Source organism: Parvimonas parva, assembly GCF_045866535.1.
In the GTDB taxonomy this organism is placed as follows: domain Bacteria; phylum Bacillota; class Clostridia; order Tissierellales; family Peptoniphilaceae; genus Parvimonas; species Parvimonas parva.
In genome coordinates this window covers 1362002-1376189 of sequence record NZ_AP038371.1, presented here as the reverse complement: position 1 = coordinate 1376189, position 14188 = coordinate 1362002, and the positions used below count along the sequence as shown (strand labels likewise).

At 30.5% G+C, this 14188-nt stretch carries 13 protein-coding genes and 1 tRNA gene; 9 read left to right on the top strand and 5 right to left on the bottom strand.

What is annotated here, in order from left to right:
• The first annotated feature begins 92 nt into the window (after positions 1-92).
• The 3 genes from ACKTSI_RS06810 to ACKTSI_RS06800 all read left to right on the top strand — a co-directional run bounded on the left by ACKTSI_RS06810 (position 93) and on the right by ACKTSI_RS06800 (position 3027).
• Positions 93-1079, top strand: coding sequence for a lipoate--protein ligase (locus tag ACKTSI_RS06810; protein ID WP_407862771.1), 987 nt, complete (start codon positions 93-95; stop codon positions 1077-1079).
• A 10-nt stretch (positions 1080-1089) separates the two neighbouring features.
• Positions 1090-1944: a lipoyl synthase gene (gene lipA, locus ACKTSI_RS06805; protein WP_068474057.1), complete on the top strand. Its 855-nt coding sequence runs from the start codon at positions 1090-1092 to the stop codon at positions 1942-1944.
• A gap of 162 nt (positions 1945-2106) precedes the next feature.
• Positions 2107-3027: an alpha/beta hydrolase gene (locus tag ACKTSI_RS06800; protein WP_311526256.1), complete on the top strand. Its 921-nt coding sequence runs from the start codon at positions 2107-2109 to the stop codon at positions 3025-3027.
• Positions 3028-3064: 37 nt separating this feature from the next.
• On the opposite strand, the gene ACKTSI_RS06795 is transcribed toward ACKTSI_RS06800, so the two are convergent.
• The 4 genes from ACKTSI_RS06795 to ACKTSI_RS06780 all read right to left on the bottom strand — a co-directional run bounded on the left by ACKTSI_RS06795 (position 3065) and on the right by ACKTSI_RS06780 (position 4795).
• The gene (locus ACKTSI_RS06795; RefSeq protein WP_407862770.1) at positions 3065-3283 is read right to left on the bottom strand and encodes a DUF1858 domain-containing protein; all 219 of its coding nucleotides are present in this window, start codon (positions 3281-3283) and stop codon (positions 3065-3067) included.
• Between the two features lie 230 nt (positions 3284-3513).
• Positions 3514-3590, bottom strand: a tRNA-Pro gene (locus ACKTSI_RS06790).
• A 106-nt stretch (positions 3591-3696) separates the two neighbouring features.
• The gene (locus ACKTSI_RS06785) at positions 3697-4299 is read right to left on the bottom strand and encodes a YdcF family protein (RefSeq protein ID WP_068474068.1); all 603 of its coding nucleotides are present in this window, start codon (positions 4297-4299) and stop codon (positions 3697-3699) included.
• A 10-nt stretch (positions 4300-4309) separates the two neighbouring features.
• Entirely contained in the window at positions 4310-4795 is a 486-nt protein-coding gene (locus ACKTSI_RS06780; protein ID WP_407862769.1) for a GAF domain-containing protein, read from the bottom strand.
• A 329-nt stretch (positions 4796-5124) separates the two neighbouring features.
• On the opposite strand from ACKTSI_RS06780, the gene ACKTSI_RS06775 reads away from it, so the two are divergent.
• The gene (locus ACKTSI_RS06775; RefSeq protein WP_407862768.1) at positions 5125-6435 is read left to right on the top strand and encodes an NCS2 family permease; all 1311 of its coding nucleotides are present in this window, start codon (positions 5125-5127) and stop codon (positions 6433-6435) included.
• Between the two features lie 187 nt (positions 6436-6622).
• Positions 6623-8215 carry an ABC-F family ATP-binding cassette domain-containing protein gene (locus tag ACKTSI_RS06770; protein ID WP_068474119.1) on the top strand — a complete coding sequence of 531 codons (1593 nt, stop codon included), beginning with the start codon at positions 6623-6625 and terminating at the stop codon, positions 8213-8215.
• 40 nt (positions 8216-8255) lie between these two features.
• Here the strand turns inward: ACKTSI_RS06770 and purD are convergent, their stop codons facing one another.
• On the bottom strand, positions 8256-9482 hold the full coding sequence (gene purD, locus ACKTSI_RS06765; RefSeq protein WP_407862767.1) for a phosphoribosylamine--glycine ligase: 1227 nt from the start codon (positions 9480-9482) through the stop codon (positions 8256-8258).
• 270 nt (positions 9483-9752) lie between these two features.
• On the opposite strand from purD, the gene ACKTSI_RS06760 reads away from it, so the two are divergent.
• The 4 genes from ACKTSI_RS06760 (at position 9753) to ACKTSI_RS06745 (ending at position 14013) form a co-directional block, all read left to right on the top strand.
• Complete coding sequence (locus tag ACKTSI_RS06760; protein WP_308577190.1) at positions 9753-10778, top strand: aminotransferase class V-fold PLP-dependent enzyme; 1026 nt, start codon at positions 9753-9755, stop codon at positions 10776-10778.
• 136 nt (positions 10779-10914) lie between these two features.
• A complete protein-coding gene (locus tag ACKTSI_RS06755; RefSeq protein WP_407862766.1) occupies positions 10915-11226 on the top strand; it encodes a PadR family transcriptional regulator in 312 nt (103 codons plus the stop codon).
• On the top strand, positions 11219-12478 hold the full coding sequence (locus ACKTSI_RS06750; RefSeq protein WP_407862765.1) for a DUF4097 family beta strand repeat-containing protein: 1260 nt from the start codon (positions 11219-11221) through the stop codon (positions 12476-12478). Before ACKTSI_RS06755 ends, ACKTSI_RS06750 begins: the two co-directional genes overlap by 8 nt.
• A 161-nt stretch (positions 12479-12639) precedes the next feature.
• A complete protein-coding gene (locus ACKTSI_RS06745; RefSeq protein ID WP_308577188.1) occupies positions 12640-14013 on the top strand; it encodes an aminopeptidase in 1374 nt (457 codons plus the stop codon).
• Positions 14014-14188 lie beyond the last annotated feature (175 nt).

Sequence of the window (14188 nt, the reverse complement as noted above, 5' to 3'; positions counted from 1 at the left end):
TGATTTTCCTTTTTGCTTTAGGACTATTTTTATATTCTAATTTGTGGTAAAATATATTTGATTTAAAAAATTTAATTTTATGGAGAGATGATATGATTTTTGTTGAAAATAACAATTTTGACCCTGCGTTAAATCACGCTATAGAGCTTTATCTAATGGAAAATTATGATGAAGATATTTTTATGCTTTGGAGAAATAGACCTTGTATTTTGATTGGAAGGTATCAAAATATTGACTTGGAAGTTAATTTGGACTTTACAAACGAAAACAATATGGATGTAATTAGAAGATTATCAGGCGGTGGTGCGATATATTGCGATAAGGAAAATATGCAATATAGTTTTATCACTAAAAAAACAGGAGAAGATGTAGATTCTTCTTTTAAAAAATTTGCAAAGCCTGTTGTTGACTTTTTAAATTCTCTAGGACTTAATGCTGAATTTACTGGAAGAAATGATATTCAGATAGACGGAGCAAAGGTAAGTGGAAATGCTCAATATCAAAATAAAGAAAAAATATTACATCACGGAACATTTTTATTTAAAGCAAATTTATATAATTTGACAAATTCATTAAAATCAAGAGATATAAAATTTAAAGGAAAAGCCGTTCAATCAGTTAGGTCAAGGGTTGGATTTATCGGAGATATGGTTGATATGGACGTTGAAACTTTTATGGATAAAGCTATCGAATACATAAAAGGGGAATATGAAATTACAAATACTACAATTTTAACCGAAGAAGAGATGAAAAAAATTTACGAAATTCGTGATTCTCTTTTTGCAACAAAGGAATGGAACTACGGAAACGGCTCGCTAAAGAAGAATAGAAAAGCTGAAAAATATTCTTGCGGTGTTGTTGAGATAGGGCTTGATGTTGAAGATGATAAAATTAAAGATATTTCTATTGAGGGAGATTTTTTTAGTGAATTGGGTATAGATGAATTATGTAGTATATTAAGAGGTGTTCAATGTTCTAAAGAGTCGGTTGCAGAGGCACTTAAAGATATTGAAATTGATAGATATATTAAGTCAATGGATAAAGAAATTTTTATTGGCGACATAATTAAATTATTTTAAGAGGTGCTATATGCTAAGAAAAAAAGCAGAAATAATGAGAAAGCCTGAATGGTTAAAATTAAAAATTCAGGGAGATAAAAATACATCAGATGTTGAAAGTATGGTTGAAGGACTGAAATTACATACTGTTTGTCACGAAGCAAATTGTCCAAACAAAATGGAATGTTATTCAAGAAGAACTGCAACTTTTATGATTCTTGGAAGAAACTGTACAAGAAATTGTACATTTTGTAACGTAACAAGACATACGCCTGACCCGATTGATTTAAACGAACCGGAAAATTTGGCAAAAGCAGTTCAAATCCTACAATTAAAACATGCTGTTGTAACGTCAGTTACCAGAGATGATCTTCCAGACGAAGGTGCGCATCAATTCGCCGAAGTTGTAAGACAAGTTAGAAAATATAATCCAAAAACGACAATAGAACTTTTAATACCGGATATGTCAGGAAGAAAAGAACTTTTGGATATAATTTATGAAACAAGACCTGACGTGTTAAACCACAATGTTGAAACAATTCCAGCGTTTTATCCAAAAGTAAGACCTGCTGCAAACTTCCAAAGAAGTTTAGAAGTTTTAAAATATGCAAAAGAATGTGGACTTAAAACAAAATCAGGACTTATGGTTGGCTTTGGAGAAACAGAAGAACAAGTTGTGGAAGTATTCCAAGCACTTAGAGATGTTGACTGTGATATGGTAACAGTTGGACAATATTTACAACCTACAAAATTCCATATCGCTGTTAAAGAGTATGTTCACCCACAACAATTTGACAGATATAGAGATATAGCTTTTAAAATGGGATTTTTAAGAGTAAATTCAGGACCATTAGTAAGAAGTTCATATCACGCAGAAGCGCTTTAGTTTTTAAACTCATTTTTAGTTTACTAGAAATGAGTTTTTTTTATGTGTTATCTTAAAGCGTGGTACTCTATTTAACTATTTGTTTTAAATAAATTTTTATAAAACTGTATTTTTCAAAGGTTTTGTGGTAAAATAAAGGTATCATATGGTTAGAGGTGTTTTATGAAGAAGTTTTACATATATTCTAGTATTGATGAAAAGAGATTGCATTGTGTTGACTTTGCTGAAAATTTAAAGAATCCTAAAATGATTTTACAGATTTGTCACGGAATGGCTGAGCATATAAAGAGATATAAAGACTTTGCTTTATTTTTAGAAAAGCAAGGAATAAAAACTTTTGGAATGGATAATAGAGGACATGGAGAAAGTGTAGAATATGATGAAATTCAAGGGCATATTGCTGATGAAAAAGGGAATATAAAACTCGTTGAAGATGTCTATGCACTTAATAAGTATATAAAAAATGAATTTCCCGGTAGGCAAATTGTAATTTTTGGTCATAGTATGGGCTCTATAATCGTTAGAAATTTTTTAAATGAATACTCTGACCAAGTTGACGGAGCAATCATTTGTGGGACTACCGGAATTTATGGAATGAAACATAGAATAGCTATGTTGTTAGCTAGAATATTCAGTTCAAGAGGGGCAACTAAAAAGAGTGAATTTGTAAATAAACTTGCTTTTAAGGGATATAATTCCAAAATAAAGGATAAAAATACTGATTTTGATTGGCTTTCAAGAGATGAAAAAGTTGTTGAGGACTATATTTTGGATAAAAATTGCGGTTTTCTTTGTACGAATAAATTTTATTTGGATTTAATGACTTTGATAAAAGAAATGTCTGATAAAAATAATGTTCAAAAGGTGAGAAAAGACTTACCCATACTTTTTATTTCAGGCAAAGCTGACCCTGTTGGAGAATATGGGAAAGGCGTTTTAAAGAGTTACAGAATGTATAAAGAGCTTGGCATAAAGAATGTAAAATTAAAACTTTACGCTAAAATGCGCCACGAAATATTAAACGAAATCGATAAAGAGAAAGTATATATAGATATTTGTAAATTTTTAGAGAGTATAAACTAAAAGAGAAATGATTTTTTTCATTTCTCTTTTTTAGTGCTTAGGCATTAATAAAATTTTCTATTTTTTCTTTTAAATCTTCAAACTCAAAGCTACCTTTTATGGCAATCATTTCAAGTGTTGTAATGTCTTTTATCATTTCAAAAAGTTCTTCATTATCAAGGTTTTTATATTCTTCACTTAAAGATTTTAAAAAGTTTTTAACTTTTGGATATTTTTGAGTTAATTCTCCGATTTTTGTAGTTTTTTCTAAATTCATTTTATATCTCCTTTATATTTTTGTTATACTAAACACATTAAAATTACTTTTTTTATAAAATAAAATTGACTAAAGGTAACTAAAGTAGCATGAATGAAGATACTTCGACACATTTGCTACGCTAACCCTACGCTCAATATGACCCTACGGCTACACTATTGTTGACAAGTCAACGAAGTTGGGCTAGAAAATTTGCAAAAAAAAATTCCTATGAGAAAACTCATAAGAATTGGTCGGGGTGAGAAGATTCGAACTCCCGGCCCCATGGTCCCAAACCACGTGCGCTACCAAACTGCGCTACACCCCGTTACGATTACCTGTATATTATACAACTTTTATTTTGCTTTGTCAACACTTTTTTAAAAAATTTTTCAAAAAAATTTTCAATATACAAGTCGTAGTTTTAACGGGGATTATCTGTTTTTTTGATGCAGTTTTTCTATATCTTCATTTGTAGGTTTATCAAACAAAAATGTCTTTATAACGGCAAGAGTTTCTCTTGTATATGATATAAGAATTGAATTTGTTGGAGTTTTTGCAGGAACTGTCTTTGCTAAAATTCCAAATCTATGAAAAATCAGTTTAGCTCTAAACAAATGATAACTTGAAGAAATTACCATAATTTCATTTGGCTTTTTATCCAACATTTCAAGCCCGAATTTTATATTTTCAAAAGTATTTTTGCTATTTGGTTCTACGATTAGTCTTTCTTTTTCGATTTCTTTTTGTAGCAAATATTTTTGCATATATTCAGCTTGAGAAAATTCATTTCCTTTTTCTGTGCCACCACATAAAACTGCTTTGGCTTTTTTGTGTTTGTTTAAGTATTCAACGGTTGTATCAAGTCTTGAAATTAAAGTTTTTGAAAGTTTTCCGTTGTTTGCTTTTGCTCCGAGAACAAAAACATAATTTTCAAAAGTATCCATATTATTTTTTTGTGAATGAAAAATTAAAGATTGAATTAAAACAATTATACATAGTCCTAAAAATATGATAAGTTTTAAAAATTTTTTCAAAACAACCTCCTTAAATATGAGTTTCTAGTTGCTTAACAAATGCCTCAAGGTAAGTTTCTTCTTCTTTTGAAAATCTGTTAAAAATAGGGGAGTCAATATCTAAAACTCCAAAAAGTTTTTCATCTTTAAAAATCGGAATTACAATTTCAGAATTACTTTTTTTGTCGCAAGCAATATGTCCTTCAAAATTATGAACATTTTCGATATTCAAAGTCTTTTTTAGACTTGCACTTGTTCCACAAACTCCATTTCCTACTTTGATTCTAACACAAGCAGGAAGTCCTTGAAAAGGTGCAAGCACTAAATTATCGCTTTCTTCTTCTAAAATGTAAAAACCTACCCAATTTATATCTTCTAAGAAAAAATTTAGAAGTGCAACTGCATTTGATAAATTTGCAATTGTATTTGTTTCTTGATTACATAATTCATATAAATCTCTTATTAAATAGGAATATTGTTCTCCTAAAGTTCCTTCGTATTTTATCGGATTAAACATAAAAATCTCCTTAACTATTTATTAACTATTATATTAACATAAAATCTTTTAAAATACCAGATTTATATAAATAATGTATTGACAAAATATCTATTTATTGTTATCATATTAGAGTAATATTGATAACTCAAAAGAGAAAGTGCACATAGGGTTCCGAAGATTTTTCTTGCTGGACCAAGCTGTGCAGGTGCTTTGCACTACACCTAAGGGAGAAAAGCCCAGAAGGTAGGTTTCGCTTGAAGCCTACTTTCTGGGCATTTGTTTTTTGGATTTTAATTTCTTTAAGAGTTATTTTTGTTTTTATGAAAAAAATTTATTTAGGAGGACTTATGAGTACATTTTTGGAAAAGTTTTTTAAACTTAAAGAACACAAAACAAGCGTTAGAACAGAAATTTTAGCAGGTATTACTACTTTTATGACTATGGCTTATATATTAGTTGTAAACCCTACAATTTTATCTGAGGCAGGAATGGATAAGGGAGCAGTTTTCACAACTACCGCTATCGCATCATTCATCGGAACTGTTATAATGGGTCTTTGTGCAAATTATCCTTTTGCATTGGCTCCTGGCATGGGCTTGAACGCATACTTTGCATATACAATCGTAATTGGTAGAGGATATAGCTGGCAATTTGCTTTAACAGCTGTTTTATTAGAAGGTATTATATTTTTAGTTTTAACATTTACAAAGGTTAGAGAAATGATTGTAAATTCTATGCCTTATTCACTTAAACAAGCAGTTAGTGCAGGTATTGGTATTTTCATCGCGTTTTTAGGTTTATATCAAGCAGGACTCGTTAAACAAGGAAAGGGAATACCACTAGATTTAGGAGTTATTACAAGTGCAACTTCATTAATCACAATTTTTGGTATTTTATTTACAATTTTATTACTTGTAAAAAAAGTTCCCGGAGCTATTTTATTTGGTATGCTTGCTACAACTGTTGTATCAATCATCTGTGGAGTTTCTGAACTTCCAAAAGCAGTTGTTGGAACGCCTTCAAGCATAGCACCAATTTTTATGAAATTTGATTTTAGTAAAATTTTTTCAACAGAAATGTTTGTAGCGCTTTTTGCATTCTTATTCGTTGACTTATTCGATACAGTTGGAACTCTTGTAGGAGTTGCATCAAAAGCTGATATGCTAGACAAAGACGGAAATCTTCCAAAAGCAAGACAAGCACTTTTCGCCGACTCAATCGGAACAACAGTTGGGGCAATACTTGGAACATCAACAGTAACTACATTTGTTGAAAGTGCATCAGGGGTTGCTGAAGGTGGTAGAACAGGACTTACAGCTATCGTTACAGCTTGTCTTTTCTTACTAGCTTTAATCTTCCAACCAATTTTTGCAGTTATTCCAACTTATGCAACATCTTCTGCTTTAATCGTAGTAGGATTATTTATGATTACAGGAATTAAGAAAATTAACTTTGAAGATTATACAGAAGCATTACCCGCTTTCTTAACAATTATTATGATGCCATTATCATACTCAATCGCAAACGGAATTGTTTTTGGTATAGTTTCTTATGCCATATTAAAATTAGTTTCAGGAAGAAGAAAAGAGGCCTCACCCGTTGTTTATATCTTAGCTTTATTATTCATACTAAAATTTGTTGCAGAATCAGTTATGTAGATAAAATGAGCCTTAAAGGCTCGTTTTTTTTGTGGGAAATTATAAAGTCAAAGTTTAAAAAAAATTTAACTTTATCCTATTTGTTTTTTTAAAATTAATATCAAATTATTTGCTTATTTACACGAAATATGTTACAATTAGCCTTGTGTTAATTTAACAAAATGAATATTTTTATGAGGTGAATGAATTGATAAATGTAATAGATTTAAGTTTAAGTTTTCAAGGTCAAAAGCTTTTTGATGATGTAAATTTATCTTTTACTCCGGGTAACTGCTACGGAGTAATTGGAGCAAATGGAGCAGGAAAATCTACTTTTTTAAAAATTTTAGAAGGTAGGCTTGAGCCTGATACAGGTTCTGTTTCCATAAAACCGAATACTAGAATGAGTTTCTTAGAACAAGACCACTTTAAGTTTGAAGATGAAAAAGTTATTGACGTTGTAATTATGGGAAATGCACGTTTAATGGAAATCATAAAACAAAAAGAGGCTATCTATGCAAAAGAGGATTTTTCAGATGAGGACGGAATTTTAGCGTCTGAACTTGAGGCTGAGTTTGCAGATATGGACGGTTGGAGTGCAGAGGCTAATGCCTCATCATTACTTCAAGGACTTGGAATCGGAACAAATTTACATGAAAGCAAGATGAGTGAGCTTTCCGGTAAGGAAAAAGTTAAAGTTTTACTTGCAAAGGCACTTTTTGGAAATCCTGAAATTTTAATCCTTGACGAACCTACAAACGACTTAGATATTAAGAGTATTTTATGGCTTGAAAACTTTCTTATGGATTATGAAGGAACTGTTATCGTGGTTAGCCACGATAGATATTTTTTAAATAATATTTGTACTCATATGGTGGATATTGATTTTAGAAAAATTAAAATTTTCGTTGGAAATTACGATTTTTGGTATGAATCAAGTCAGCTTATGGCACAAATGATAAAAGACCAAAACAAGAAAAAAGAAGATAAGATTAAGGAATTACAAAACTTTATCGCAAGATTCTCTGCTAACAAGAGTAAATCAAAACAAGCTACAAGCCGTAAAAAATTACTTGATAAAATTCAAATTGAGGATATACAACCATCAACAAGACGTTATCCATTCGTTGGTTTTGAAATGGAAAGAGAAGTTGGAAACCAAATTTTAGAGGTAAATGAAATTTCAAAGACCATTGAAGGAAGACTTGTCCTAGACAAAGTTTCGTTTATGGTTAATAAAAATGATAAAATCGGTTTTATCGGTGATGAATTAGCTATATCAACACTTTTTAAAATTTTATCAGGAGAAATGGAAGCTGATAGTGGAAACTTTAAATGGGGTGTTACGACTTCAAGGTCATATTTTCCAAAGGATAATACGGAATTTTTCAAAGATACTCCTTATAATTTAATTGATTGGTTAAGACAATATTCAACAGAACAATCTGAAATATATATCAGAGGATTTTTAGGAAGAATGTTATTCTCAGGAGATGATGCCTTAAAACCGGCACAAAAACTTTCCGGGGGAGAAAAGGTTAGAATGATGCTATCATATATGATGCTTAAAAATTCAAATGTTCTAATTCTTGACCAACCGACAAATCACTTAGACCTTGAAAGCATCATTAGTTTGAATAACGGACTTAAAGCATTTAAGGGAAATATCTTATTTGCAAGTCATGATACTGAATTTATGAATACAATCGCAAACAGAATTATACACATCGAAGAAAATGTATTTGAAGATAGACTTATGACTTACCAAGAATACATCGAAAGATTTGTAGAAAATCAATAAAACAAAAAGGTACGCAAAATTTTTAGCGTACCTTTGTTTTTTAAAATTTACCAATATCTTCTCTGTAAAAGAATGAATCTGTTTTTAGTTTTTCTATGTCTTTATATGCAAGCTCTCTTGCTGTTTCAAAGTCTTTTGCCATTGCAGTTACGATTAAATTTCTTCCGCCTTTAGCAAAAACTTCTCCTTCTTTTTCTTCAATTCCCATAAAACAAATGTCATTATCGACAGGAACAAGATTCATTTTATCTTGACATTTTTCTTTTGAAGGATAACCGTTTGATGCAAGTACAACTCCGATGCAAACATCATCGCTCCAAACTATTTCAGGTTCTTTGTCATTCATTACGTCAAGAATATTTTGAACGAAGTCGGATTTTAATCTAGGAAGTAAAACTTCTGCCTCAGGATCGCCAAGTCTTGCATTAAAGCTTAAAACTTTTATTCCGTCTTGTGCGATTACAATTTCTCCATATAAAAATCCTTCGAAACCGTAACCGTCCTCGTACATTGACTTAGCCATCGGTTTTAAAATTTTTTCAACAACTTGTTCTATTTCATTATCCGTAACTTTAGCAACCGGGCTACAAGCACCCATACCGCCAGTATGCTCTCCGTCCTCGCTGTCTGAAGTTCTCTTATAGTCTTTAACTATTTGTAAAGGATAAATTTTTTCGTTTTTAACTAATGCAAAAATTGAAAATTCTTTACCCATAACAAATTCTTCAACTAAAATCTTTGAATTTTCATTTTCGTCAAATATTTCATTTACTATATCATTTGCCATTTTATTACTTCTTGCAATAAAAATGCCCAAATTTTTTGATAAAGAGTCGATTTTTATGGTTACAGGGAATTTTTCAAGAGTTGAAACAAATTTCAATGCTTGTTCTCTGTCTGTGAATACAACATATTTAGTTGTAGGAATTTTTAATTTTTCCATAAGTTGTTTAGTAAAATACCTGCTTGATTCGATTCTTGTAGCAGATTTAGTCGGAGCAAAAATGTTTAAACCTACTTTATCAAATTCATCTTTTATTCCAAGAGCCAATACATCGGAAGGGCCTACCAAAGTTAAATCAATCTTTTCTTTTATTGCAAAATCTTTTATTGCCTCAATATCATACATATCAATATCTACTCTTGTCGCATCTTCCATTTTACAATTTCCCGGTAGAACATAAATTTTTTCAACCAAATTGCTTTTTTTGCAAGCCTTTAACATTGCGTGTTCACGACCACCTTTACCTACAATAAGTACCTTCATAAAATCACCTCGTTTATATTTTTTTATTATATTTTTCTTTTTGATAACTGAATTAATGTAACTATAATGAAATATAATAACTCTATTTCATAAAGTTATTCATATTATATCACTCTAATAAAGTTTTTTCAACTTTAAAAGTATAAAGCAAAGTTTTTGGATTTTCTAATAAAAATTGATAAAAAAACAGCATTGTTATTTACAATTTTTATATTTTGTTTTATAATATTAATGCTGTGTATTTTACAATTATTTATTAGGGGGAAAGATATGTTATTCTTTGAAAACGATTATTCAACGGCAACGCATCCGGAAATTTTAAAGAGAATTGGGGAGCTTAATTTGGAAAAATTATCCGGTTATGGTTGTGATAAAGTTAGTGAGAGTGCTAGAGAAAAGATAAGAAAAGTTTGTGAAAGAGATGATTTGGAAATTTTCTTTTTAGTTGGTGGAACTCAAACTAATGCTGTTATGATAAATTCTATTTTAAGAGCTTATGAGGGTGTTGTAGCTGTTACTACTGGACATATAAGTACTCACGAGGCAGGAGCGATAGAACATACCGGACATAAGGTTTTAACAATTCCTCAACATCAAGGTAAGATGAATCCAGATGAATTAAAAGATTATTTAGTAAGTTTTTATAATGATGATTTACAAACTCATTCTGTTTATCCGGGAGCTGTTTATGTTTCTCACCCAACAGAATATGGAACATTATATACAAAAGCTGAACTTGAAAAAATTTCTTCTATTTGTAAAGAATATGAAATTCCTTTTATCCTAGACGGAGCAAGACTTGGTTATGGAGTTTCAGCAAGAGAAACAGATGTTACAATGGCTGATATAGCAAGATTATGCGACGTGTTTTACATAGGTGGAACAAAACTTGGTGCATTGTTTGGAGAGGCTCTTGTTTATAAAAAAGAAAATTGTCAAAAACATTTTTCAACTTTTATAAAAACTCATGGAGCATTACTTGCAAAAGGTTATGTAACAGGAGCACAATTTGATGAATTTTTTACAAATGATTTGTATTTTAAAGCAGGTAAACATGCAATTGATATGGCTGAAAAGCTAAAAGCTGGTCTTAAAGCAAAGGGATACAAATTCTACTTTGAATCTCCGACAAATTTACAATTTCCTATTTTAGAAAATGAAAAAGTTGAAGAGCTTTTGAAAGAGGTTGTATTTAGCTTTAGAGAAAAATATGATGACAATCATACAATCATTAGACTTGTTACTGACTGGTCAACAAAAGAAGAAGATGTTGATAAATTGTTAGAATTATTTTAATTTTAATTTAAATTTTAAAACTGTTACCCTTGGTAGCAGTTTTTTTGTGCAAAATTTTAAAAAATATATTGACTTTATATATTATACACTATATAATATAGATAAGTTAATAATAGATTTTTAGAAAGGAGCAATTATGTTTTCGATACAAGGGCAAATTTTAGATTTTTGTGTTCTTGCGATAGTTAATCGAAGAGATACTTATGGTTATGAAATCACTCAAAAACTTATGGCGACTATTGAAATTTCAGAGTCAACTTTGTATCCTGTCTTGAGAAGGCTTTTAAAGGGTGGACTTTTGGAGAGTTATGATGTTTCTTTTGACGGTCGTAATAGAAGATACTATCGTATAACTAGAGTGGGACGAGATGTTTTGATTTTTAATAAAGAAAAATGGGATTTATATGTTGAACAGGTAAATCAGATTATTGGAGGTAGTGATGAATAGACGAACTTTTATGAAAAAACTTATGTCTTATTTAAAAAACATTTCAAAAGATGAAAGAGAAAATGTAGAAAATTTTTACAATGAAATGTTTGATGAGCAAGGTATAGGATTTGATGACGAGGTGCCAAGCAGTTTTGGAAATCCAAGAAAAATTGCAATGGAAATTTTAGCTGATGATATTGAAATGGAGGAAAAGAAGAGTAAGAACAACGGCAAAAAGAAAAGTAGTTTTTGGAAAAAGTTGTCTTTGGTTGGTCTTGGGATTTTCTCATTCCCTGTTTTAGTTCCAATTTTTGTTATTGCTATTGTTTGTTTTGCGTTATGGGTTACTTTTTCGATTATAGGTTTACTTATTTCGCTGTTCACTCTACCGTTTTCTATAGTTTTTAATATTACTTCCGTATTTAACTGGGGCTTTAGAGTTTTATGCTTTATAATTTTGCTTTACGCCTTTATATGGCTTATAAAGTTTTTATATAGAACTTTGGTAAGAGATATTTCAAATAATCCGGGAAAATATGCTAAAAAATATGTTAGAGTTAAATATCAACCTAGTGAAGATGATTATGAAATTTATGATGAGGATGAAATGGACTATTCAAATGAAAATATGGATACCTTTTTTGAGGGTATTGATTATATAGATATTGACTTAAATACATTAAATGTAAAATTTGAGAGAAGCGATGATGAGCTTGTCAGAGTAAAGGCAAAAAATGTAAAGAGAACAAAACTTTTCTGCGAAAAGAAAGGAGATAAGTTAAAGATTTACAATAAAGGCTTGGTTGGAAAAGTTAATAAAAACGGAATTAAAATAGATGATGAGTTCATTAAAGATTCTACTCTTGTGATTTGTGTGCCTGATGATATTACAATTAGTGGAGAAATCAATGCAAGTAATATCAAGATGAATGAATTGGAGCTTGAAAATTTCAAATTGGAAATAAATGCCGGAAATGTTACTTTAAATGATATGGAAGTTGAATATTTTGATGTTGTTGTAAATGCAGGGAATATTAAAGGAAGTCTTGAATATGATGAAATGTTTAAGCTGTCAGTTCATGCAGGAAATGCAACTTTGGATGTAGATAAAATGAGTGGTGAAATTTATTACGATTATAGAGTTGAAATGGGAAAGGTTAAAATGTTTGGCGACTCATTTACAGGAATGCAAAGTAGTGGCGGAAATTATCATGGAGAAGAGCCGAATATGAAGATAATTTGCGAAGTGGGAAAAGTTACGATAAATTAGAAATAAAAATGCTTTTTATGGCACTATAAATATGTTAAAATAAATATGAATTTACGATTCTTGTGTAAAAGAATATTTATTTCATCATATTTACCTTTTTAAATTTATTAAAATGGAAATATGATATAATAAATAAGCAAATAATTTTTAGGAGGAAGAATATGACTAACAAGAGTGCATGGTTACAAATTGAAGATGCAGAAAAAAATTTAGTTTTTGATTTCTGTGAAGACTATAAAAAGTTTTTGACAGTTGCAAAGACAGAAAGACTTGCTTGTACAGAAATTATTCGTCAAGCGAAAGAAAAAGGCTTTAGAGATTTAGAAGAACTTTACAAAACAGGGGAAAAATTCAAAGCCGGAGATAAATTTTATCTAAATCATAAAAATAAGTCAGTTGCTCTTTTTGTAATGGGAACTGAACCTTTAGAAAATGGACTAAATATCGTTGGGGCGCATATAGACAGTCCACGTTTAGATGTTAAACAAAATCCTTTGTATGAAGCGAATAATTTAACAAAAATGAAAACTCATTATTATGGTGGAGTTAAATTATATCAATATGCAACAATTCCTCTAGCAATTCATGGGGTTGTTTACAATTCTGCCGGAGAAAAAATTGATATACATATCGGAGAAGATAAAGACGATCCAGTATTTTGTGTAACAGATTTATTGATTCACTTGTCAAAAAATCAATTAGCTAAAACAGCTCGTGAGGCTCTTGTTGGAGAACAAATGAATATCTTAATGGGCAATATGCCTTTAAAGGATACTGAAAAAGATGCTGTTAAAGAAAATGTTCTAAAATTGATAAAAGAAAAATATAATTTTGAAGAAGAAGATTTTAGAGTTGCAGAATTGGAAATTGTACCGGCAGGAGAAGCAAGAGATTTAGGACTTGATAGATCAATGGTTTTAAGCTATGGTCAAGATGATAGAGTATGTGCTTTTACAACAATGCGTGCTATTTTTGAAATTGAAAATCCAAAGAGAACAGCTTGTGGATTATTCATGGATAAAGAAGAAATAGGTTCAATGGGTAATACAGGAATGGCATCATATTTCTGGGAAAATACAATGACTGAACTTGTAAATCTTGAAGGAGAATTTTGCCAATTAAAAGTTAATCGTTCATTAAAGAATTCTAAAGTATTATCTGCAGACGTTGCAGCAGGTTTTGATCCTGACTTTGCGGATGTTAGTGAACAAATGAACTCTGCATTTATCGGTTCAGGTATTTCAATTTGCAAATATACTGGAAGCGGTGGAAAATTCGGTTCAAGTGATGCAAATGCTGAATTTTTAGCAGAAGTTAGAAAAGTATTCAAAGAAAATAAAGTTATATGGCAAACTGCAGAACTTGGTAAAGTTGACCAAGGTGGTGGCGGAACAATCGCTCTACTACTTGCAAAATATGGCGCTGAAGTTTTAGATGCAGGCCCTGCTACATTAAGTATGCACTCACCTTACGAAGTTACAAGTAAAATAGACGTTTATATGAGTTACAAAGCATACAAAGCATTTATGCTGTAAAAAAATTAAAGAGTGTTAGTTTTAACTAGCGCTCTTTTTTGGGTCTGTAAATAATTTTGTGTATCAACCTAAATCCTGACACAAGGGTAAGGGTTGATACATTTTTATATGTATCAATGTTTGTCCATTCCTATAGGAATGGAGCTTGTCTTAATTTAACACAACTTTAATAAAC